This is a genomic window from Cupriavidus sp. WGlv3, assembly GCF_023952475.1.
Classification (GTDB): domain Bacteria; phylum Pseudomonadota; class Gammaproteobacteria; order Burkholderiales; family Burkholderiaceae; genus Cupriavidus; species Cupriavidus phytorum.
Map to the genome: position 1 here is coordinate 26,749 of NZ_JALHRX010000007.1, position 20,149 is coordinate 46,897.

Consider the following 20,149-nt stretch of genomic DNA (forward strand, 5'->3'; position numbering starts at 1 on the left):
GTATCCGCCGCATCGCCCGCTCCGCGCCGGGGCGATGGCGCGCCAAGTCTTTCAACAGGCGTCCAGCCTTGGCCAGAACTCGCCATGCCGGGCGCCGTGCCACGTGGGGCCAACATGTTTGCCCGTCCGCAGCACCGCAGATCTCCACAGCGTTATGCACAACGCTTTCCACAGCCGATTCCACAGCGTTCTCCACAGGCGCGCGCGCCGCTGCGCGCCGCCTGCGCGGCGGCGCTGCTGGCGCTGCTGAGCGCCTGCACCACCGTTATCGAGCCGGCCCGGCCGCAGGCGCGGGCGCTGCCGGACACCGAGCGGCCGGTGACGAGCCCGGGCGCCACGCCGCGCGAGCGCATCGTCGAGATCGCCATCCAGGAATGGGCCCGCTGGGGCGGACAGGAGGTGCGGCTGGGCCGCGACGACACCTCTTGCGTGACCTACAGCCCGGTGCCGGCCCCGGAATTGCCCCCCGAGCTGCCGCTGGCGTCCCCCACCGACGCCGCAGCGCCCGCCGTGGCCACCACCGATACCGAGTCCAAGACCAACGGCAACCCGCCGCCGGCATCCAGCTGCCTTTCTTTCCCGGACGGCACCGGCATGGAGGCCACGCCGCTGGGCTGCACGCTGGCGCGCCGTTACTGGGGCATCGTCGGCGAAGCGCCCAGCTGCAGGCAGGTCACGCAGGGCGCGTGGGCCTGGTCGGCGGTCTTCGTGTCATGGGTGCTGCGCAAGGCGGGGCTGGACGAGCGCCAGTTCCTGACCGGCCAGTCGCACTCGATGTACGTGGTCGATGCCCGCGACGGCATCCTGCCCCGCCCCGCGTTCCGCATCGAGCCGGTGCCGGCGATGCCGCGCCCCGGCGACATCATCTGCGCCGGCCGCGGCCGTGACCGCTATCTCGAGGACATCGCCGAGATCGGCTTCGGCACCACGCCGATGCATTGCGACATCGTGGTCGCCGTGGACCCGGCCGCGCGCGTGGTGCGCGCCATCGGCGGCAACGTCCAGCAATCGGTATCGATGGAAGAGATCGAGCTGGGCGATTCGGGCCGGCTCGACGGGGTCACCAACTCGCACATGCCTTGGCTGCTGGTGATGCGCAACGACCTGCAGTAGACCAGTTTATCGATGCGATTTATCAGCGATCACTCTATTCTTTGATATTGATAAATCGGGTAAATACGGCGGCGATCAGTCGAACAACTCCAGCTGCGCGGTATCCCGGTCGCTCGTGCCCACCCCGACCCCCAGCAGCCGCACCGGCAAGCCCCGCCGCGCATGGCCCTCGGCCAGCAGCCGCGCATAGATGCCGCGGTCCGGGGCATGGCCGCGGCATTCCACCGTGGTCTGCCGGAAGTCCGAGAAGCGCAGCTTTACCGTGAGCTTGTCGATGGTGTCGTGCGCCTGGGCGCGCGCAATGCGTGCCTCCAGCATGGCGATCAGCGGTTCCAGCTCGGCCAGGCAGGCGTGCAGGTCGGGCAGGTCGTCGGCATAGGTCTCTTCCACGCTGATCGACTTGCGCTCGCGCTCGGGCGTGACCGCACGCTCGTCGACGCCGCGGCACAGCTTATACAGCCGCGCCCCGAACACGCCGAACTCGCGATGCAGGCGGTCCGGCGACCACGGCCGCAGGTCGCCGCAGGTCTCGGCCCCCAGCCGGCGCAGCTTGGCCGCGGTGACCTTGCCCACGCCATGGATGCGTTCCACCGGCAGCGCGGCGACAAAGGCGTCGACCGCGGCCGGCCTGACCACGAACAGGCCATCGGGCTTGTTCCAGTCGCTGGCGATCTTGGCGACGAACTTGCTGGGGCCGACGCCGGCCGACACGGTGACGCCGACCTCCTCCCGCACGCGCTGGCGGATCTCTTCGGCGATGCGGGTGGCGCTGCCGGCATGGTGCGTGCACAGGCTGACATCGAGGTAGGCCTCGTCCAGCGACAGCGGCTCGACCAGCGCGGTGTATTCGCGGTAGATCGCGAAGATGCGGCGCGAGACCTCACGGTACTTGTCCATCGCAGGGCGCACGATCAGCAGGTCCGGGCAGCGCTTGAGCGCCTGCGCCGACGCCATCGCCGAGCGCACGCCGTAGGCGCGCGCCTCATAGTTGCAGGTGGCGATCACCCCGCGCCGGTCGGGCGCCCCGCCCACGGCCATCGGCCGGCCGCGCAGCGACGGGTCGTCGCGCATTTCGACCGAGGCGTAGAAGCAGTCGCAGTCGCAATGGATGATCTTGCGCTGGACCGCGGCACTGGCATCAGGCGGGGCGGACATGGGGCCGGGATGGGGAGCGGCTATCTTCGGGTTATCAGCAGGACGAATGGCCGATATCGATTTTTATGTCGTCTCATTGATAGATTGGATGCCGGCAGGCTTCTGCCGCGCATTCATCCACAACCCTTCGGCCGCATACAAGGCCAGCGACAGCCAGATCAGCGCGTACCCGACCTGCTTCTGCGCCGGAAACGGCTCGTGCCACAGCCACACGCCCAGCAGCAGTTGCAGGGTCGGACCGGTGTACTGCAGCAGGCCCAGCAGCGACAGCGGAATGCGCCGTGCGCCGGCGGCAAAGAACAGCAGCGGCACCGCCGTCACCGGCCCGGCTAGCAACAGCAGCCACTGCGTACCCGGCGCTGCGTGGGTGAAGCTGTCCTGGCCGGTGGCGAACAGCCAGCCCAGCGCCGCCGCGGCGAGCGGGAACAGCAGCAGCGTTTCCAGCGACAGCCCTTCCAGCGCGCCCAGCGCACCGGTCTTGCGCAGCAGCCCGTAACCGCCAAAGCTGGCGGCCAGGCCCAGCGCGATCCATGGCAGCTGCCCCGCCGCCACCGTCAGCCAGGCCACGCCGGCCGCCGCCACCGCGATCGCCAGCCATTGCACCCGGCGCAGGCGCTCATGCAGGAACACCACGCCGAGCAGCACGCTGAACAGCGGGTTGATGAAATACCCCAGGCTGGCGTCGACCACGCGGTTGGCCGACACCGCCCAGATATAGAGGAACCAGTTCGCGCACAGCAGCGCCGCGCTGGCGGCAAACGACAGCAACAGCCGCCGGTCCCTGACCACCTGGCCCAGCCACGCCCACTGGCGGCGCCAGGCCAGGATCAGCCCCAGGAAGACCAGCGACCACACCATCCGGTGCAGCAGGATCTCCATCGGGGCGATACCGGGCAGCGACTTGATATAGAGCGGGAGCAGGCCCCAGATGAGGTACGCCAGCAGGGCGTAGAGAATGCCGAGTTGCATAAGGTTTTCCGGTCGATGCCGGCGATTCTACCGGGGCCGCGCCATCCCCGCCGGCGCGCCCCGCGTGCGGCCGCCGCCAACAAAAAACCCCATGCTCCCGGGGGACCATGGGGTTTGCGGCGGGCCCGGTTGCCCGGGCGCTTACAGCTTGCGCGCGAAGCTGAACTGGGCGTAGCCCTGCTCGGCCACGTTGAACCAGGCCGCCTGGTTGTTGCGGAACACGCGCCAGTCGTCGTAGATCTTCTTGAACGACGGGTTCTTCGCGGTTTCGTCGGCGTAGGACTCCTGGGTCGCCTTGAAGCAGGCCTCCATGATCTCCTTGGAGAACGGACGCAGCTTGACGCCGTTTTCCAGCAGGCGCGCCAGCGCCTGCGGGTTGACCGTGTCGTACTTGGCCATCATGTTGGTGTGCGCCTCGATGGTGGCGGTTTCCAGCGCGCGCTTGTACAGCGCCGGCAGCTTCTCGAACTCGCTGGCCGAGGCGTAGAACGACAGCTGCGCGCTGCCTTCCCACCAGCCCGGGTAGTAGTAGAACGGCGCCACCTTGTAGAAGCCCAGCTTTTCGTCATCGTACGGCCCCACCCACTCGGCCGCGTCGATGGTGCCCTTCTCCAGCGCGGGGTAGATGTCGCCGCCGGCAATCTGCTGCGGCACCACGCCCAGGCGCGACAGCACCACGCCGGCAAACCCGGCGATGCGGTACTTCAGGCCCTGCAGGTCGGCCACGGTCTTGATTTCCTTGCGGAACCAGCCGCCCATCTGCGCGTTGGTATTGCCGCCCAGGAAGTTGACGACGTTGTATTCCTTGAAGAACTCGCGCATCAGCTTCATGCCGTTGCCCTGCATCATCCAGGCGTTCTGCTGGCGTGCGGTCAGGCCGAACGGGATGGTGGTGTCAAAGCACAGCGTCGGGTTCTTGCCGAAGTAGTAGTAGCCGGCGGTGTGGCCGATCTGCACGGTGTTGTTCTGCACCGCGTCCAGCACCTGCAGGCCCGGCACGATTTCACCGGCGGCAAAGACCTTGATGTTGAATTTGCCGTCGGTCAGTTCCTTGACGCGGGCCGACAGCAGTTCGGCACCGCCGTAGATGGTGTCGAGCGACTTGGGAAAGCTCGAGGCCAGGCGCCATTCCACGGCGGGGTTGCTGCCCACCACGGCCGGCGCGGCGGGGCCGCTGGCGGCGACAGGCGCTGCCTTCTCTTCACCCTTGCCGCACGCGGCCAGTGCCCCGGTGGCAGCCACGGCCGACGCTTTCAACAGAAAGGAACGACGTTCCATCTCCACTTCTCCTCTTATAGATATTGATTCGGATGCGGGCGCACCGCTTGCATGAGGCTGCGCGCCGGACCGTGACGCACCGGCCGCCGGGGTACGGCGGCCTGCGCAGCGCAGTGCCTGTGGCGAACGGGCACGGCGGCGTGCCCTGCATGCCGGACGCTGGAACCGCGCCCAAGGCCGAGGGCTGTCTTACCCGAAAGACAAGCCAGCCGATTATAGCGGTGGCCCTTTCGGCACGGGGCCCCGCGCAAGTGCGGGTTTTCGCTAGTCGATTGCGTCATTTCCGCTGTTTTTCGTATTGTGAGACGCCGCACGGTGTGATGGATTTTGTAACCCGGCTTGCGGTCAAATGGTCTCGGCTGATAAAAAACAGTCCCGCCTCCGGGGCCCTGCCCGCCGGATATCGTGGTTGCCCGCTGAATCGCCCCGTTGCCGTACCAATTGCCTGCTTGTTCTCGTCGACTCCCCCTGAAGCCGCCTGGCGCTTGCGCCGGCCGCCGCGTGCCGCTGCGCCGCCTCGGCTTTGCCGTGCTGACCGCCTGGGGTCTGGCGGCATGCGCGCAGACCGGCGCTCCGGCGACGGGCGCTGACGAATCCGCGGCAGCCTTGCAGCCGCCGCGCATTGCGCCGCGGCCGGCGGTGCCGGCAACCGTCACGGCGTCAGCGGCGGCACCCGCCCCAGCGGTGGCAGCGGCGACCGCCGCAACAGCGCAACCGCCCGCACCGGCCACCACCGAGGACCCGCTCGCCGCGCTGATCGCCGGCGAAGCGGCGCCCGTGGCGAGCGTCCCCGTACCCGCTTCGGCGGACACCAGCGTCGCCGCGGCCCCGGCGCCGGTCGATCCAGACTTCGTCGGCCCGCCCGAACCTCCAGCCCCGCCGCCACCGCCGCTGGTGCTGTTCCCGCCGAGGCTTGGCGAGTTCCAGGCCGAGGCACCCCCGGCCCCGGCTCAAGGCGCTGCGGACGCCGGCACCCCGTCGGACGCGCCGCCGGTGCTGCATTCCCAGCTGCCCGCCGATGACCCGGCGGGCGAGTCCGTGTGGCGCCTGAGCTATAGCGGCCGCGCCGCGGTCGAGGATCGTCCGTCCACCATGCGCGCCTGCCCCGGCGGCGCGCTGTCCACCGGCATCGGCAGCGGGCTGGCCTGCCGCAGCGCGGGCGAGGTCCGGATCCGCGAGTCGGTGCTGGACCTCGACGGCGGCGCCCAGGTGATGCTGATCGCGCAGGCGCGCGGCACCGACGCCACGACCGTCAATGGCCGCCCCGCGGCGATCGATCCCTATGCGCTGGTGCCGCAGTTCTATACAGCGGTGAGCGGGCTGGCGGTGCTGGACGGCGCCACCATGTGGGCCGGCCGGCGCGACAACGCGCCGTTCCTGATGTCGTCCGGCCTGTTGCCGCCCAATTCGACGGCGATGCGGTTCGGCGTGGACAACGCCAGGCTGATCGGCGATATCGGCCTGAACTACCAGTACACCGCGCGCGCCGACCAGAACGGCCAGAACCTGCCCAGCTACCACTCGCTGCGCACCGCGCCGATCCCCACCAATGAACAGGGTTCGGTCCAACTGGGCTTCACGCGGGTGGAAGCCCAGCCGCTGGTGGAGGACTCCGGCGGGGCGTGGTGGGCGTCCGCGTTGCACGAGCAGAAAGGCGTGCTGTTCGGCACCAACCGGCTGGGGGTTCAGTTCGGCTCGGGTTCGCGCAACGCCATGACCGGCTATACCGGCATGGGACCGTCGCTGTCGCGCACGCGCGTGGCTGACTCGATCGAATGGAAGAGCCGCTGGGGGCTGAGCGGTGCGGTCGAGCAGAGCCTGCAGTTCGACCGTTCGCCGGTCGGCACGCTGCAATGGACCACCACGCGCCTGCGTCCCGCGTACGTCGCCAGCAGCCAGTTCCGGCTGAACTTCGAGGTGTCGCACGACCAGATCTCGTCGGGATTCGGCGTCAGCGGCCAGCGCACCGCGCTGACGGTGGCGCCGACGCTGACGCTGGGCAAGTCGGCCGGCAATGCCAACCTGCGCGCGTTCTACACCTACAGCCGCGCCAGCGATGTGGATGGCATCGGCTACACCGCGCCGGCGGACGCCTGGGCGTCGCAGCCGAGCGGCTCGATCTTCGGCGTGCAGCTCAATCGGCGCTGGTAGTTGCCCTGGTAGTTGCGCCGCCCAGGCTACTGACCGGGACCGATGTCACTGCGGCGGGTTTGCGGCACAGCCAGTGGAACAGCAGCGTGGCCGCCAGCGCGCCGCCGATCTGCGCCAGCACAAAGCCCGGCACGTCCTGCGGCCGGATCCCGGTGAAGGTATCGGTCAGCGCGCAGGCCAGCGTCAGCGCGGGATTGGCAAACGAGGTCGACGACGTGAACCAGTAGCCCGCGGTGATGTAGCCGGCCACCACGAACGGCAGCAGTTGCGGCCGGCTGCGCAGCGTGCCGATGCCCACGCCGACCAGGCCGAAGCTGGCCACGAACTCGCTCCACCACATCGACGGCCCGGTGCGGCTCTGCGCCGACCACGCCAGTGCCGGCTCGCCGAACATGGCATGCGCCGCAAGCACGCCGCAGACGCCGCCCGCCAGCTGCACCAACACGTAGCGCACCGCATCGCGCGGCGCCAGCGTGCCCTGCACCAGCGCCGACAGGCTCACCACCGGGTTGAAATGCCCCCCCGAAACCGGCCCCAGCGATACCAGCAAGGCCACCAGCCCGGCGCCCGTGGCCAGGGAATTGGCCAGCAGCGCGAGCGCGGTATCGCCGGCGGCGAGGCGCTCGGCACGAATGCCCGAGCCGACCACGATCGCCACCAGCAGCGCGGTGCCAAGTCCTTCCGCCACCAGGCGGCGCGCCAGCGTACTCATCGCTGCGCTTGGCCGGCAGAGCGGCGCGAAGCATCGTCGGGACCAAGGCCGGCCCGTGGATCTGTATCAGGGCCGGTGGCGGAAACGGTGGCGGAAACGGCGGGGACAGCGCGCAGCAGCAAGATGGACAACGTCGCCTGAGACGACGCCTCGAACGGTGGCAGGTCGTTGCCACGAGCCAGGCAACGCCGCGGCGCAGCGGCTGCGCGCGCGGTCGCGACAGTGTTCCGCCGCGGCCCGGGCGCGTCAATGCGCGCCGGCGATGTTGTGTGCTGACGCCGGGTTTCGAATCGCGCCGTTCAGGGCAGAATCAGCGCCCTTCAGCGCAACAGGAACGCAATATCCTCGACCACGATATTGGCCACCGGGATGCCCTTGCGGCGCTGGAACAGGATGTGCTGCTGCACGCGACTGCGCTGTTCGGCAAACACGGCAGGATCGATCGGCGTGCCGATGCGCATGTAGTGCTGCACCAGCAGCTTGTAGGCGCGATGGCGCACCTGCATGGCCTCGGTCTCGGCGCGCAGCCGCTTGATTTCGGCCGGGCTGCGGTCGATGGCCTGGTGCAGCTCTTCCACCGTGCGCGCGTGCAGCTCGCGGTAGACATCGCGCTCGGCTTCCATCTGATGCAGCTCGTCGCGCAGCGCACGGATCTTGTTCTGCAGCTTCAGCGTCTGCGACACCGCCTGCTGCATCCGCCCCGCCGCCCCCAGCGCCTGGCTGGCCGCCGCCATGGTGCTCTTCCACAAGCCACGCTCGCCGGCCGCGGTGTGCGGCGGCCAGTGCTTGTCCGTCCCGATCAGTGTGTCCATCCAACCCCCGGTAAGAAAGTATCGGCCCGGGGCCGGGGTATCCGCGTTATGGCTGCGCATCGCAATGCGGCTTGGCCGGCCCGGCCCGCCCCGCCTCGTGGCAGTGCGTCAGGGCATCCTAGAGAGACATGGATCGGCTGCCAAGTAGAAGATTTTTACTTCTGGATTGGGTGTTGCGTCGCGTCGGCGACGCGCGGGCGGCATGGCATGCACACAGACGTGAGCCGTCCAATGCAAAAAGCCCGGCTGCAAGAGCCGGGCTTTTCCTGTTCTGGTGGCCTGGGACGGAATCGAACCGCCGACACAAGGATTTTCAATCCTCTGCTCTACCGACTGAGCTACCGGGCCAAAGAAGCGAAACTATAACTGGTCTTTCAGGACCAGTCAAGCGTCATCTAGGGCACTGCCTCAGTGCTCGGCCGGCTCTGGCTTGTTGCGGCCCAGTTCGACGCCGAGCTGCTTGAGCTTGCGGTACAGGTGGGTGCGCTCCAGCCCGGTCTTCTCGGCCACGCGGGTCATGCTGCCGTGTTCGCGCAGCAGGTGGTATTCGAAATAGGCGCGCTCGAACAGGTCGCGCGCTTCGCGCAGCGGCATGTCGAACGAGAACTGCATCTCGGCTTCGGGCACGCGCGCAGGGCTGCCGTTGGGTGCCGCTTCCGCGATGGCCTCCGGCGTGGCGGCGGCCGTGCCGGGTTCCGCCGTCGGTGCGGTGGCGGGTGCGGCGGCGGCCGTGGCGGTGCTGCGCGGGCGTTCGATGCCGCGGGCCAGGCCCTGCTCCACCGCGGACAGCAGCTTCTGCAGCGCGATCGGCTTTTCCAGGAAATTGAGCGCGCCGATCTTGGTGGCCTCCACCGCGGTATCGATGGTGGCGTGGCCCGACATCATGATCACGGGCATGGTCAGCTGTCCCTGCGCGGACCACTCCTTGAGCAGCGTGACGCCATCGGTATCGGGCATCCAGATATCGAGCAGCACGAGATCGGGCGTGCCCGCCGCACGGTAATCGCGCGCCTGCTGCGCGTTTTCCGCGAGTTCGACCACATGGCCTTCGTCGCTGAGGATCTCCGAGAGCAGCTCCCGGATTCCCATTTCGTCATCGACTACGAGGATGGTTGCCATACTTCCCCTCTTAACCCCACCGCAGCGTTCCGGGACCGGACGCCAATGTTGACTATGCCAGTTTAACGAACAGGATCGAGATCTGCGCACCGACGATCTCGGCACCTTCCATGCGATTGCGCAGTTCGATGCGCGCGCCGTGTTCGTCAATGATCTTCTTTACCATCGCGAGCCCGAGACCCGTGCCCTTGGCTTTGGTGGTCACATAAGGCTCGAACGCACGGCTCAGGATGCGTGGTGCAAAACCGGGACCATTGTCCGCAATGGTGAGCTTGACGGCCTGCCGGTTCTCGCCGGCAGAATCTTTGTATTCTACAGTCTCGGTGTGCAGAGTGATATGGGGCGCGGCCCTACCGGCCGCGACGTTCTCCGCGGCAGCGTCCTGCGCGTTCTGCAGCAGGTTGTGGATGACCTGGCGCAGCTGCGTGGGATCGCCCTTGATATCGGGCAGCGCACTGCCCAGCGTCGGATGGATCACCGGGTGCTCGTGCACCGCCGGATCGTCGATGCCGTACAGGTGCAGCACCTCGGACACCAGGCTGTTGAGCTGCAGCGATTGCAGCACCGCCGGCGGCGTGCGCGCGTAGTCGCGGAAATCATCGACCATGCGCTTCATCGCGGCCACCTGGTTGACGATGGTGGCGGCACCGCGCTTGAGCACGTCGGCATCGGTGCCCTCGAGCTTGGGCGAGAGCTTCATCTGCAGGCGCTCGGCCGAGAGCTGGATCGGCGTGAGCGGGTTCTTGATCTCGTGCGCCAGGCGCCGTGCCACCTCGCCCCACGCCACCGAGCGTTGAGCGGAAATCACATCGGAAATATCGTCGAAGACGATCACATAGCCGGGTTCGTCACGCTCGCCGCCGGGCAGGCGCGCGCCGCGCACCAGCAGCGTCAGCGGCTGCTCCTCGCCCTGCGGCAATTCGATCTGCTTCTGCCAGTGCTCGGCACCGCCCAGCACCTCGCTGGTGTTCTGGTCCGAGAAGGCCTGGCGCACGATCTCGCCGAATGGCCCCATGCCGGGGATCTGTTCCATCGGCAGCCCCATCACCGCGCCGAACGGCTGGCGGAAGATACGTTCGGCGCCGGGATTGGCGGTGATCAGCACGAAGCGGCGGTCGAACACCAGCACGCCTGCGGTGAGGTTCTGCAGCACGCTTTCGAGGTAGGCCTTCGACTGCTCCAGCGCGGCGCGGTTTTCTTCGACCGCCAGGCGCGCCTCGGCCAGCTGGCGTGTCATCTGGTTGAACTGCTGCGTGAGCATGCCCAGTTCGTCGCGGCTCTTCAGCTCGCGCTTGGGCGACAGGTCGCCCTCGGCGACTTCCTTGGTTCCCTGCAGCAGCATCAGCAGCGGCCGCGCCAGCTGGCCGCCGAGCAGCAGCGCCAGCATCACCGCGATAAACACCGCCAGGAACAGCGTCAGCGTCAGCGTGCCGATATACATCTTGCGCAGGCCGGTGCGGCCCAGCGCCTTCTCCTGGTACTCCTGGTACGCGCGCTGGACCTCGTCGGCATTGCGCGCGAGCACGGCCGGCACCGGGTGCAGCACCTGCAGGTAGCGCTCTTCGCGCACGGTCTCGCCGACCAGGCCGAAGCCGCTCGACGGCGAATCTTCCGGGCTGCGCTCCACCGACAGGCCCGAGCCGGCCCAGCGCGGCGCGCGCGACAGCGCACGCGGTGCGCTGGCGGCGCCGACCGTATCCTGTGCCGGCCCTGGCGCAGCGCCCAGCGGAATGATCACGCGCAGGCGATACAGGTGGCTGCTGTCGACACGCTCGGCAGCCTGGCCGATATCGCTCGACGGATCGGTGCCGCCCTCCACCGCGGCATAGCCACCCGCCAGCCGAGCCTGTTCCGCCAGCACGCCGGAAGGCAGGTCCGGCACCAGCGAGGCATAGTTGCTGGAAGCGGATGCCAGCACGCGGCCGCTGCCGGTGAAGATGGCGGCTTCCTGCACCCCGTACTGCTCGCGCAGCCGGTTCAGCTGCAGCGAGGTAGCTACGCCCGAAGCGCCGGCCAGTTGCTCCGACATCAGCCGCGCCTTGACCTGCAGGTCCGCAAGCGAGCTGTCGATGGTGGAGCGCCCCAGGTTGAGTCCGGCCTCGAGCGCGGTTTCCACGCGCACGTCGAACCAGGACTCGATACTGCGCGAGACAAACTGCAGCGACACCAGGTAGATCAGCACGCCGGGCAGCACGCCCACCACGCCGAAGAACACCGCGAGCTTGGTCATCAGCCGCGTGCCGAACTTGCCGCGGCGATAGCGCAGCCACAGCGTGACCGCGAGCGCGCCGACGGTCAGCACCAGCAGCGCGCCGATCACCAGGTTCACCTTGAACAGTAGCGTGAAATAGCGATCGAAGAATTCGGTATTGGCCGACGCGCCGGCCAGCAGGCCCACCAGCACCAGAGCCAGGAACACGATGATGCCGGCCACGACGCGGTACAGCACGCGCCGGAACCGGCTGTCCCACAACGGGTTGCTCATGGCTGGCTCGGCGCGGGCTGCGCCAGCATCGCCGGCGACAGCGCGTACGACGCGGCCTGCAGATACAGGCCGCGTCCTTCCATCATGCCGCGCTCATTGGCCGCGGCAGGCAGCGAGGCCGGAGACGGTGCGGGCGCGGGCATGGTCGGCGAGGCCGGAAGTGCGGGCGCGGCGGGAGATGCAGGCAATGCGGGTGGCGGTGCCGGCGGCTGCGGCGGCGGCGCGGGCGGCGTGGGCGGCGTGTTCAGGTCGGTCGGCACGGTGTAGGTGAAGCGCCGCCAGTCGGATGCCAGGTTCCAGTCGCGCGTGTTGACGGCATTGATCTGGAACGGCTTGGGCAACTGCGACAGGTCCAGCCGCATGCGCACTTCGGCGTTGTAGGTCTCGCCGGGCTTGACCGCGTTGCGCTCGAACACGCGCCAGCCGCGCACGCGCTGGATAAACTGCAGCGCGCTCTTCAGGCGCGTGAACGGCAGCTGCAGGCCGCCGGTGGAGATGCGGTACTGGCGCGTCAGCGGCTGGTACGACAGGCGCACGCTGCGGGTGGTGTTGACCGGCTTGTCATCGAACCAGTACCAGCGCGAGCGCGAGAGCTGGAAGTCGACCGCGAAATACAGCGAGATGCCCTTGTGCAGCGCGTCCTCGAGCGCGGGCGGAAGGTCGAAGTCGAAGCTGGCGGCAAGCTCGAAGCCGCCGTCCTGGTATTCGACGCGGGCTTCGGTGGCCTCGATGACCTGCGCCTGTGCTGCGCGGGGCGGCCACAGCGCGGCGGCTAGCGCCAGCGCCAACGCGAGTGCCCAGCGCGCCAGAATTCTGCAGCGGAGGTCCACTTCAACGCGAAGGCCTGACAGGCGCGGCGTGCTCGGCATCGGATCAGATCAGGCGCGTTTCTGGAAGCGGGCGTAGAAGAAGCCATCGTGATCGGATGGCAGGCTGGTACCGTCGTTGCGGCCGGTGCTGTCAAGGGTGGCCTTGTCACCGTCCGCGCCCGCGGCAAGCGTTGTATGGGTGCCGGGCAGCAGCTGGCCCGGCGCCTGCAATCGTATCGCATCTGCCAGTTGCTCACCAAACCAGCGCGCCTGCTCCTCGCCCTCCGTTGGGAAAATAGAACAGGTGACATAGACCAGGATGCCGCCCGGCTTGAGCAGCGGCCACAGCTGGGAGACGATGCGGCGCTGCTCGGTGATCAGCTTGGCGATATCGGCTTCCCGACGCAGCCAGCGAATATCGGGATGGCGCCGCACGATGCCCGAGGCCGAGCACGGTACGTCGGCGAGGATGCGGTCGAAGGGCTGCCCGTCCCACCAGTCGGCGGGCCGGCTGGCATCGCCAACCACGATCTTTGCGGTCTTGCCCAGGCGCGCCAGGTTCTCGCCGATGCGGGTGGCGCGCTGCGCGTCGCTTTCGACCGCGGTCACTTCGATATCGGCCAGCTCCAGCAAATGCCCGGTCTTGCCGCCGGGCGCCGCGCAGGCATCGAGCACGCGCATGCCGTCGGCCACCTCGAGCAGCGGCGCGGCCAGTTGCGCGCCGGCGTCCTGCACCGAGACCGCGCCTTCGGCAAAGCCGGGCAGCTGGTTCACCGGCACCGCGCGCACCAGGCGCACCGCCTGCGGACCGACGACGTGCCCGGCCAGGCCGGCGTTGGCCAGGTCGGTGCGGTACTGCTGCACGGAGACGCGCGCGGTGTTGACGCGTACCGTCATCGGCGGGCGCACGTTGGCGCTGGCGGCCAGCGCCATCCACCGGTCGGGGTAGGCCTCGCGCAGCATGCGCAGCCACCACGGCGGCAGGTTCCAGCGCGCCTGCTCGTCGCGGTTGACTTCAGCGAGCAAGGCCTTGCGCTCGCGCAGGAAGCGCCGAAGCACCGCGTTGACCAGTCCGCGCGCATGCGCAGTCTTGGGTTCGGAGGCGGCCGCGCTGACGGCCTGGTCGACCACCGTGAAGGTGCTGTAGCCCGGGCGGCCGGCGTCGGCATCGTGGCGCGCCGGGTCGGCGTCGTCGTGCCGCTCGCGCGGGCCCGGCCCGTGTTCCAGCAACAGGGCCAGCGCCACCGCCAGCAGCGAATCGACCTGCGCGCCGGGCGGCCGCGTCACCAGCTTGGTCACCAGCGCACGCGCGGTGCCGAACTGGCGCATGGTGCGGTAGGCGATGTCCTGCAGCGCGCCGCGCGTGGCGGCGTCGCGCACGCGGTCCAGCTTCAGCTGCGCGGCGGCGTCCTCGATCGCCTGGGGCAAGGCCGTGCCTTCGCTGACGGCGCGCACCGCGGTGGCGGCACCAAGCATCTGGAAGGCAAGCGAATCGGGAGGCAGGCGCATATCGGTCAGGCGGCGGATCAGGCAGCAGGTAAGGCGTGAATCGGGAAGGCGCGCGGCACGGGCCAAAAAAAGCCCGCTGGTCCACGCGGAACAGCGGGCAGTGTACCTTGTGGCGGGGCCGCGCCCCGGATTTCCCGCGGCTCAGGCCGGGTAGGTGCCGGTCTGGGCCATCTGCATCAGGCGCGCGATGCGTTCCTCGGTGGCCGGATGGGTCGAGAACAGGTTGGCGATGCCGCCGCCGGACAGCGGGTTCATGATCATCATCTGTGCCGTGGCCGGATGCTCCTCGGCTGCCTGGAACGGGATGCCCTGCGCGTAGCGGTGGATCTTGTCCAGCGCGCTGGCCAGCGCCTGCGGGTCGCCGCAGATCTCGGCGCCGCCGCGGTCGGCTTCGAATTCGCGCGCGCGCGAGATCGCCATCTGGATCAGCGAGGCCGCCAGTGGCGCCAGGATCGCGACGGCAATGCTGGCGATCGGGTTGGTGCGGTTGCCGTTCTCGTCGCGCCCGCCGAAGAACATCGCCATATTGGCCAGCGCCGAGATCGCGCCGGCCATGGTGGCGGCGATGGTCGAGGTCAGGATGTCGCGGTGGCGCACATGGGCCAGCTCGTGCGCCATCACGCCGCGCAGCTCGCGTTCGGACAGCACCCGCAGGATGCCGGTGGTGGCCGCCACCGCGGCATGCTCCGGGTTGCGGCCGGTGGCAAAGGCGTTGGGGGCGTCTTCGTTGATCAGGTAGACGCGCGGCATCGGCAGGCCGGCGCGCTGCGCCAGGTCCTGCACCATGCCGTAGAACTGCGGCGCGCTGCCGGCATCGACCTCCTGCGCGTTGTACATGCGCAGGACCATCTTGTCCGAGAACCAGTAGGAGAAGAAGTTCATGCCCAGCGCGATCAGCAGCGCGAACATCATGCCGCTGCGCCCGCCGATCATGCCGCCGATGACGATGAACAGGGCCGTGATGGCCGCCATCAGCATGAAGGTCTTGACCCAGTTGAACATTGCGGTGATCTCCGTGAAATCGTGACGCGCCCCGGAAAAGGTGGCGCGATGCCCGTTAGATAGGGGCCGATCGCAGAAAATTCAACGTCCGTTCCACGCCCTTTGCAAGGTTGCACGTCCGCCGGCAGGTGCGGGCGCTGTCGGCGGCACTTCAAGCGCCATGTGCGGCAAAGGGCTGCCTGCTCAAGCCGCCGCGGCGCCGTTGTCGGGCACTGCGCAGCGCGTGCCCGGCGGCAGCGGCAAGGCTTGCAGGAACTGCTGCGCCGGCTGCCGGCGGCCGCCCGGCTTCTGCAGCTCGGTGACCTGCAGCGCGCTGCCCTCGCCGCAAGCGATCAGGATGCCGGTGGCGTCGGCCGCCAGCACCGTGCCGGGGGGATGCGGCAGGCTGCTGGCTGCCGCCAGCGGCACCGCCTGCCAGCACTTGATCACGGTGTCGCCCACCTGCACGGTGGCGCCCGGGAACGGGTTGAAGGCGCGCACCTGATTGGCCAGTTCGGCGGCCGGGCGGCGCAGGTCCAGCGGCGCTTCGTCCTTGGCGATCTTCTCGGCGTAGGTGACGCCTTGTTCCGGTTGCGGTGTGGCCGGCAGCGGCCGGCCGGCATCCAGTTGCCGCAGCGCGTCGACGATCATGCGCGCGCCGAGCGCGGCCAGGATGTCGTGCAGCGTGCCGGTGGTGTCGTCCGCGCCGATCGGCACCGCCTCGCGCGTGAGCATGTCGCCGGTGTCCAGGCCCTCGTCCATCTGCATCAGCGTGATGCCGGTCTGGGCGTCGCCCGCCTCGATGGCGCGGTGGATCGGCGCCGCGCCGCGCCAGCGCGGCAGCAGCGAGCCATGGATATTCAGGCAGCCCAGCCGCGGCAGGGTCAGTACCTCGGCCGGCAGGATCAGGCCGTAGGCCGCCACCACCATGACATCCGGGGCGATGCCGGCAAGCGTTTCGATGGCCGCGGCGGCGGCTTCGGGATACTTGCCCTGGCGGCGCAGCGAACGCGGCTGCAGCACCGGCGCCAGGCCATGGGCGACAGCGAACTGCTTTACCGGGCTGGCTTGCAGCTGCATGCCGCGGCCGGCGGGCCGATCGGGCTGGGTCAGCACCGCGACCACCGGAAAGCCGGCGGCGTGGATGGCTTCCAGCGCGACGCGCGCGAACTCGGGCGTGCCGGCAAAGGCGACACGCAAGGGGCTGGCTTGGGACATGGCAGGTTTCCGTGGCCTGAAATGGCACCGGCCGCTATAGCGGCCGGTATCGTGGTTCTTCGGAAGTCATAAAGATAACAGACCCCGCGCTGGTGCCGCACGCGGGTGGCCGGATTCCGGCGCCCTGTTACATCTTTATTGCCGCATCGGCGGCTTACATGCGGGTGCGCTCGCGCTTCTGCAGCTTGCTCTTGATGCGGTTGAGCTTGAGCGGCGACAGGTACTCGACGAAGACCTTGCCGCGCAGGTGATCGATCTCGTGCTGGATGCAGACCGCCAGCAGGTCGTCGGCGTCGAGCTCGAAGCTTTCGCCCTTCTCGTTGAGCGCGCGCACGCGCACGCGGTCGGGGCGCTCGACCCGGTCATAGACCTCGGGCACCGACAGGCAGCCCTCTTCCCACACCTTGCGATTGTCGCTGGCCCAGACGATCTCCGGGTTGATGAAGACCTGGAGCTGGTCGCGCGTTTCCGAGATGTCGATCACCACCACCTGCTCGTGCACGTTGACCTGGGTCGCGGCCAGGCCGATGCCGGGCGCTTCGTACATGGTTTCCGCCATGTCCTTGACCAGCTGGCGGATGCGGTCGTCCACCGCGGCCACGGGTTTGGCGACGGTGTGCAGGCGGGGATCGGGGTAGGTCAGGATGTCGAGTTTTGCCATGATGCTGGGGCGCAACGCCGGCTGCTGCCGGCAAGCGGGCCGCGTTGCGGCGGCGGATGTTTACATGCAGAATCGGGGCGCAAGTACAAAAATTCAAGGCGCGCCGCAACAGGCACGCTCTCCCGGGTCAATCCGGCCGAACCACCGGCCGGTCAGGAAAATGCGCGATCTTACCAAAGAACACCAGGCGGCGTCGGGCCGCAGGCTGCACGCGTTCATCCCCAGATTTCTTGCTTATCCGTTACTGAGTGCCGCGGCCTTCACCGCCGCGCTGCCGGCGCTGGCGGCGGACCTGACGGTCACACCGGCCCAGCAGGCCGAAGCCCAGCGCAGCGCCCGGCACGGCATTCCGGTGGCCGACCTTGCCGCCAACGCGCCATCGCAATATACGGTGCGCGGCGGCGACACGCTGTGGGGCATCTCGGGCCGCTTCCTGCGCCAGCCGTGGCGCTGGCCCGAGCTGTGGGGCATGAACCGGCAGCAGATCCGCAATCCGCACCTGATCTACCCGGGCCAGATCCTGTACCTGATCCAGCGCGACGGGCGTGCCTGGCTGTCGACCACGCCGGGCGGCGGCGACACCGTGCGCCTGTCGCCGCAGATGCGCAGCAGCGCCGCCGATGGCGCCGCCATCCTGAGCATTCCGGCCGCCGAGATCGAGCCCTTCCTGATCCGGCCGCTGGTGGTCGACCAGGGCACGCTGGACACCTCGGCGCGCATCGTGGCGGTGTCGGAGTCGCGCGTGATCCTGGGCCGCGACGACACCGGCTACGCACGCGGCATCCCCGCGGACGCGCCGCGGGGCAGCGACTGGCAGGCCTACCGCCCGCTCACTCCGGTGCGCGATCCCGTGACCCAGGCCGTGCTCGGCTACGAGGCCGAATATGAAGGCAATGTGCGCCTGGCGCGCGGCGCGCAGGGCCCGGACGCGGTCTCGACCCTGCAGGTCACGCAGGCCAGGCAGGAGATGGGCGTCGGCACGCTCCTGATGCCGCAGCCCGCGCGCGAAGCCTTGCGCTACGTGCCCCACGCGCCCGATGCCCAGCTCGACGGCCGCGTCGCCAAGGTCTATGGCGGGGTGGAATTCGGTGGCGCCAGGCAGGTGGTGGTGCTCAACCTCGGCAGCCAGGCGGGGGTGGAACCGGGCCATGTGTTGGCCCTGTCGCGCACCGGCGAAACCGTGGCCGACAAGACCGACAGCAACCGCGCCATCCGGCTGCCGGACGAGCGTTACGGGCTGGCCTTTGTCTTCCGCGTGTTCCCCGGCGTCTCGTATGCGCTGGTCACCGACGCTGCCAACGTGATCGCGGTCGGCGACCGCGCCACCTCGCCGCGCTGAGCCGCTCTTGGTGACATCACCGGCGGCGCCTGTCGGCGCCGCATCCCCTTGCCATGCCGGCGCCGGCGCGCCGGCTTCCATCCGCGATGCCGACGACCTGCAGGCCTGGCTGCAACTGGCCTGTGCCCCCGGCGTCGGCCCGGTCGCGGTGCGCCTGCTGCTGGCGGCGTTCGGGCTGCCGCGGCAAGTGTTGGCGCAGAGCGTGACGGCGCTGTCCACCGTGGTCCCGGTCAAGCTCGCCCGCGCGGTTTTGGCCAGGCCGGGGGCCGGACTGCCGGCGCTGGTCGAACGCACGCTGGCGTGGCTCGGCACGCCCGGCAACCACCTGCTGACGCTGGCCGATGACGCCTACCCGCGCCGCCTGTTCGACCTGCACGATCCGCCGCCGCTGCTATATATCAAAGGCGATCCCGCGCTGCTGGCCCGTCCCGCGGTCGCCATCGTCGGCGCGCGCAATGCCACCGAGCAGGGCAAGCGCGATGCGCAGGCGTTCGGGCGCGAGCTGTCCGACGCGGGCCTGACGGTGATCTCCGGCCTGGCGCTGGGGATCGACGCCGCCGCCCATGCCGGCGGCCTGCTTGGTTGCGGCGGCACCATCGCAATCACGGGGACGGGCGCCGACCGGGTCTATCCCGCCGACAACCTGGCCCTGGCCCATGAGGTCGCCCAGCGCGGCGCCGTGGTTACCGAGTTTCCGCTCGGCATGCAGGGCCTGCCGGCCAATTTCCCGCGCCGCAACCGCATTATCGCGGCGCTGGCACACGGGGTGCTGGTGGTGGAAGCCGCGGCGCGATCGGGCTCGCTGATCACCGCGCGGCTGGCCGCGGAGCTCGGGCGCGAGGTGTTCGCGGTGCCGGGATCGATCCACGCGCCACTGTCGCAGGGTTGCCACCTGCTGCTCCGCCAGGGCGCCAAGCTGGTGGAGCGCACCGAGGACGTGCTGGAGGAAATCAACCTGGGACCGGCCGCACCGGCCCGTTGCGAGCCTGCCGCGTCGGCTCCGGCTTCGGACCAGTCTGAATTTGCCGATGCCGCCGACCCCCTGCTGGCCGCCCTCGGCTACGATCCGGTTACGCTGGATGCGCTGTGCGAGCGCATCGGCCAGCCCCCGGACGCGGCCGCGGCGCGCCTGCTGGAGCTGGAACTGGCCGGGCATGCCGAGCGTCTACCGGGAAACCTGTTCCGACGCCTTGTGTGAAGGCCGCGCCGGGGAGGTGCGCAATACCGATACAATCGCCGGCTGTCCGTGTGTCGCGGGCACCTCATGTTTCCGAAGCCATGACCGTTTACTTTCCTGAACGTGATGCCGGCGCCATCGCCGACTGCCTGGCGGCGCGGCCGCAAGGCCGCCTGGTGGCCTGCCTGTGCGCGCAATGGTGCGGCACGTGCCGGGACTACCTGGTGGCGCTGACGGCCCTGGCCGCGCGCCATCCGGACGATTGCTTTGTCTGGATCGATATCGAGACCCATGCGGATGCGCTGGGCGATATCGATATCGAGAATTTCCCGACCGTGCTGGTGCAGCCGGCCGCTGGTGGCACGCCGCAATTCTATGGCACCCTGCTGCCGCATATCGAGGTGCTGGAGCGCATGCTCACGCGTGGCGCGGCCATGCCGGCGCCCGCGGAAGACGTGCCGGAGGTGCTGGAATGGTTGCTTGGTGGGGAGCGCGGAGGCGCCTAGGCCGCGCGTGCGATGGCAGGCGAGCCGCCATCAGGCTGGCTTGCACCGCCGTCGAAACCGCGCTTATTATTGGCGCCTCATAGCCCCCCGGCGTTCTGATTACTACGTTTGCAGTGCAATTAGCGGGTTGCCGGATGCAGCCCGCAAGGACCCTT

The 20,149-nt window shown here is 69.0% G+C and carries 17 protein-coding genes and 1 tRNA gene; 5 read left to right on the forward strand and 13 right to left on the reverse strand.

The window, feature by feature from the left end; all coding sequences use genetic code 11:
• Positions 1-114 precede the first annotated feature (114 nt).
• Positions 115-1,113: a DUF2272 domain-containing protein gene (locus MKD38_RS13875; RefSeq protein ID WP_252677629.1), complete on the forward strand. Its 999-nt coding sequence runs from the start codon at positions 115-117 to the stop codon at positions 1,111-1,113.
• Positions 1,114-1,188: 75 nt separating this feature from the next.
• Here MKD38_RS13875 and dinB read toward each other — a convergent pair whose 3' ends face one another.
• The 3 genes from dinB to MKD38_RS13890 all read right to left on the reverse strand — a co-directional run bounded on the left by dinB (position 1,189) and on the right by MKD38_RS13890 (position 4,515).
• Positions 1,189-2,268: a DNA polymerase IV gene (gene dinB / locus MKD38_RS13880; protein ID WP_252677630.1), complete on the reverse strand. Its 1,080-nt coding sequence runs from the start codon at positions 2,266-2,268 to the stop codon at positions 1,189-1,191.
• A 63-nt stretch (positions 2,269-2,331) separates the two neighbouring features.
• The gene (rarD, locus tag MKD38_RS13885; RefSeq protein WP_115678956.1) at positions 2,332-3,237 is read right to left on the reverse strand and encodes an EamA family transporter RarD; all 906 of its coding nucleotides are present in this window, start codon (positions 3,235-3,237) and stop codon (positions 2,332-2,334) included.
• Between the two features lie 141 nt (positions 3,238-3,378).
• Positions 3,379-4,515 carry a TRAP transporter substrate-binding protein gene (locus tag MKD38_RS13890; protein ID WP_018005015.1) on the reverse strand — a complete coding sequence of 379 codons (1,137 nt, stop codon included), beginning with the start codon at positions 4,513-4,515 and terminating at the stop codon, positions 3,379-3,381.
• Positions 4,516-5,016: 501 nt separating this feature from the next.
• Between MKD38_RS13890 and MKD38_RS13895 the strand changes: the two genes are divergently transcribed.
• The gene (locus tag MKD38_RS13895) at positions 5,017-6,666 is read left to right on the forward strand and encodes a carbohydrate porin (protein ID WP_252677631.1); all 1,650 of its coding nucleotides are present in this window, start codon (positions 5,017-5,019) and stop codon (positions 6,664-6,666) included.
• On the opposite strand, the gene MKD38_RS13900 is transcribed toward MKD38_RS13895, so the two are convergent.
• From MKD38_RS13900 to def, 10 genes are all read right to left on the reverse strand, one after another.
• Positions 6,650-7,378, reverse strand: coding sequence for an aquaporin (locus tag MKD38_RS13900; protein WP_252677632.1), 729 nt, complete (start codon positions 7,376-7,378; stop codon positions 6,650-6,652). The two genes, MKD38_RS13895 and MKD38_RS13900, sit on opposite strands and share 17 nt — an antisense overlap.
• A gap of 320 nt (positions 7,379-7,698) precedes the next feature.
• A complete protein-coding gene (locus tag MKD38_RS13905) occupies positions 7,699-8,190 on the reverse strand; it encodes a hypothetical protein (protein ID WP_252677634.1) in 492 nt (163 codons plus the stop codon).
• Positions 8,191-8,462: 272 nt separating this feature from the next.
• Positions 8,463-8,538 (reverse strand) — tRNA-Phe (locus MKD38_RS13910).
• Positions 8,539-8,598: 60 nt separating this feature from the next.
• Positions 8,599-9,309, reverse strand: coding sequence for a response regulator (locus MKD38_RS13915; protein WP_252677636.1), 711 nt, complete (start codon positions 9,307-9,309; stop codon positions 8,599-8,601).
• Between the two features lie 52 nt (positions 9,310-9,361).
• Positions 9,362-11,794: a sensor histidine kinase gene (locus MKD38_RS13920; RefSeq protein ID WP_252677638.1), complete on the reverse strand. Its 2,433-nt coding sequence runs from the start codon at positions 11,792-11,794 to the stop codon at positions 9,362-9,364.
• Positions 11,791-12,663, reverse strand: coding sequence for a DUF4390 domain-containing protein (locus MKD38_RS13925; protein WP_252677639.1), 873 nt, complete (start codon positions 12,661-12,663; stop codon positions 11,791-11,793). Before MKD38_RS13925 ends, MKD38_RS13920 begins: the two co-directional genes overlap by 4 nt.
• Positions 12,664-12,672: 9 nt before the next feature.
• On the reverse strand, positions 12,673-14,112 hold the full coding sequence (rsmB, locus tag MKD38_RS13930) for a 16S rRNA (cytosine(967)-C(5))-methyltransferase RsmB (RefSeq protein ID WP_252677641.1): 1,440 nt from the start codon (positions 14,110-14,112) through the stop codon (positions 12,673-12,675).
• A gap of 141 nt (positions 14,113-14,253) precedes the next feature.
• Positions 14,254-15,114 carry a zinc metalloprotease HtpX gene (gene htpX, locus MKD38_RS13935; RefSeq protein ID WP_012354336.1) on the reverse strand — a complete coding sequence of 287 codons (861 nt, stop codon included), beginning with the start codon at positions 15,112-15,114 and terminating at the stop codon, positions 14,254-14,256.
• A gap of 183 nt (positions 15,115-15,297) precedes the next feature.
• Positions 15,298-16,311 (reverse strand): methionyl-tRNA formyltransferase, encoded by a 1,014-nt coding sequence (fmt, locus tag MKD38_RS13940; protein ID WP_252677643.1) that lies wholly within the window; start codon positions 16,309-16,311, stop codon positions 15,298-15,300.
• Positions 16,312-16,465: 154 nt separating this feature from the next.
• Positions 16,466-16,972, reverse strand: a complete 507-nt coding sequence (gene def, locus MKD38_RS13945; protein WP_115663863.1) for a peptide deformylase — start codon at positions 16,970-16,972, stop codon at positions 16,466-16,468.
• 160 nt (positions 16,973-17,132) lie between these two features.
• Between def and MKD38_RS13950 the strand changes: the two genes are divergently transcribed.
• The 3 genes from MKD38_RS13950 (at position 17,133) to MKD38_RS13960 (ending at position 19,994) form a co-directional block, all read left to right on the forward strand.
• Complete coding sequence (locus MKD38_RS13950; RefSeq protein ID WP_252677645.1) at positions 17,133-18,311, forward strand: LysM peptidoglycan-binding domain-containing protein; 1,179 nt, start codon at positions 17,133-17,135, stop codon at positions 18,309-18,311.
• A 7-nt stretch (positions 18,312-18,318) separates the two neighbouring features.
• Positions 18,319-19,509 carry a DNA-processing protein DprA gene (gene dprA, locus MKD38_RS13955; protein ID WP_252677646.1) on the forward strand — a complete coding sequence of 397 codons (1,191 nt, stop codon included), beginning with the start codon at positions 18,319-18,321 and terminating at the stop codon, positions 19,507-19,509.
• 80 nt (positions 19,510-19,589) lie between these two features.
• Positions 19,590-19,994: a thioredoxin family protein gene (locus MKD38_RS13960; RefSeq protein ID WP_252677647.1), complete on the forward strand. Its 405-nt coding sequence runs from the start codon at positions 19,590-19,592 to the stop codon at positions 19,992-19,994.
• The last annotated feature ends 155 nt before the right edge of the window (positions 19,995-20,149 follow it).

Coding starts and splice junctions, on each gene's coding strand:
- MKD38_RS13875 (WP_252677629.1), top strand. CDS start 115: ATGTTTGCCCGTCCGCAGCACCGCAGATCTCCACAGCGTTATGCACAA.
- dinB (WP_252677630.1), bottom strand. CDS start 2,268: ATGTCCGCCCCGCCTGATGCCAGTGCCGCGGTCCAGCGCAAGATCATC.
- rarD (WP_115678956.1), bottom strand. CDS start 3,237: ATGCAACTCGGCATTCTCTACGCCCTGCTGGCGTACCTCATCTGGGGC.
- MKD38_RS13890 (WP_018005015.1), bottom strand. CDS start 4,515: ATGGAACGTCGTTCCTTTCTGTTGAAAGCGTCGGCCGTGGCTGCCACC.
- MKD38_RS13900 (WP_252677632.1), bottom strand. CDS start 7,378: ATGAGTACGCTGGCGCGCCGCCTGGTGGCGGAAGGACTTGGCACCGCG.
- MKD38_RS13905 (WP_252677634.1), bottom strand. CDS start 8,190: ATGGACACACTGATCGGGACGGACAAGCACTGGCCGCCGCACACCGCG.
- MKD38_RS13915 (WP_252677636.1), bottom strand. CDS start 9,309: ATGGCAACCATCCTCGTAGTCGATGACGAAATGGGAATCCGGGAGCTG.
- MKD38_RS13920 (WP_252677638.1), bottom strand. CDS start 11,794: ATGAGCAACCCGTTGTGGGACAGCCGGTTCCGGCGCGTGCTGTACCGC.
- MKD38_RS13925 (WP_252677639.1), bottom strand. CDS start 12,663: ATGCCGAGCACGCCGCGCCTGTCAGGCCTTCGCGTTGAAGTGGACCTC.
- rsmB (WP_252677641.1), bottom strand. CDS start 14,112: ATGCGCCTGCCTCCCGATTCGCTTGCCTTCCAGATGCTTGGTGCCGCC.
- htpX (WP_012354336.1), bottom strand. CDS start 15,114: ATGTTCAACTGGGTCAAGACCTTCATGCTGATGGCGGCCATCACGGCC.
- fmt (WP_252677643.1), bottom strand. CDS start 16,311: ATGTCCCAAGCCAGCCCCTTGCGTGTCGCCTTTGCCGGCACGCCCGAG.
- def (WP_115663863.1), bottom strand. CDS start 16,972: ATGGCAAAACTCGACATCCTGACCTACCCCGATCCCCGCCTGCACACC.
- MKD38_RS13950 (WP_252677645.1), top strand. CDS start 17,133: ATGCGCGATCTTACCAAAGAACACCAGGCGGCGTCGGGCCGCAGGCTG.
- MKD38_RS13960 (WP_252677647.1), top strand. CDS start 19,590: ATGACCGTTTACTTTCCTGAACGTGATGCCGGCGCCATCGCCGACTGC.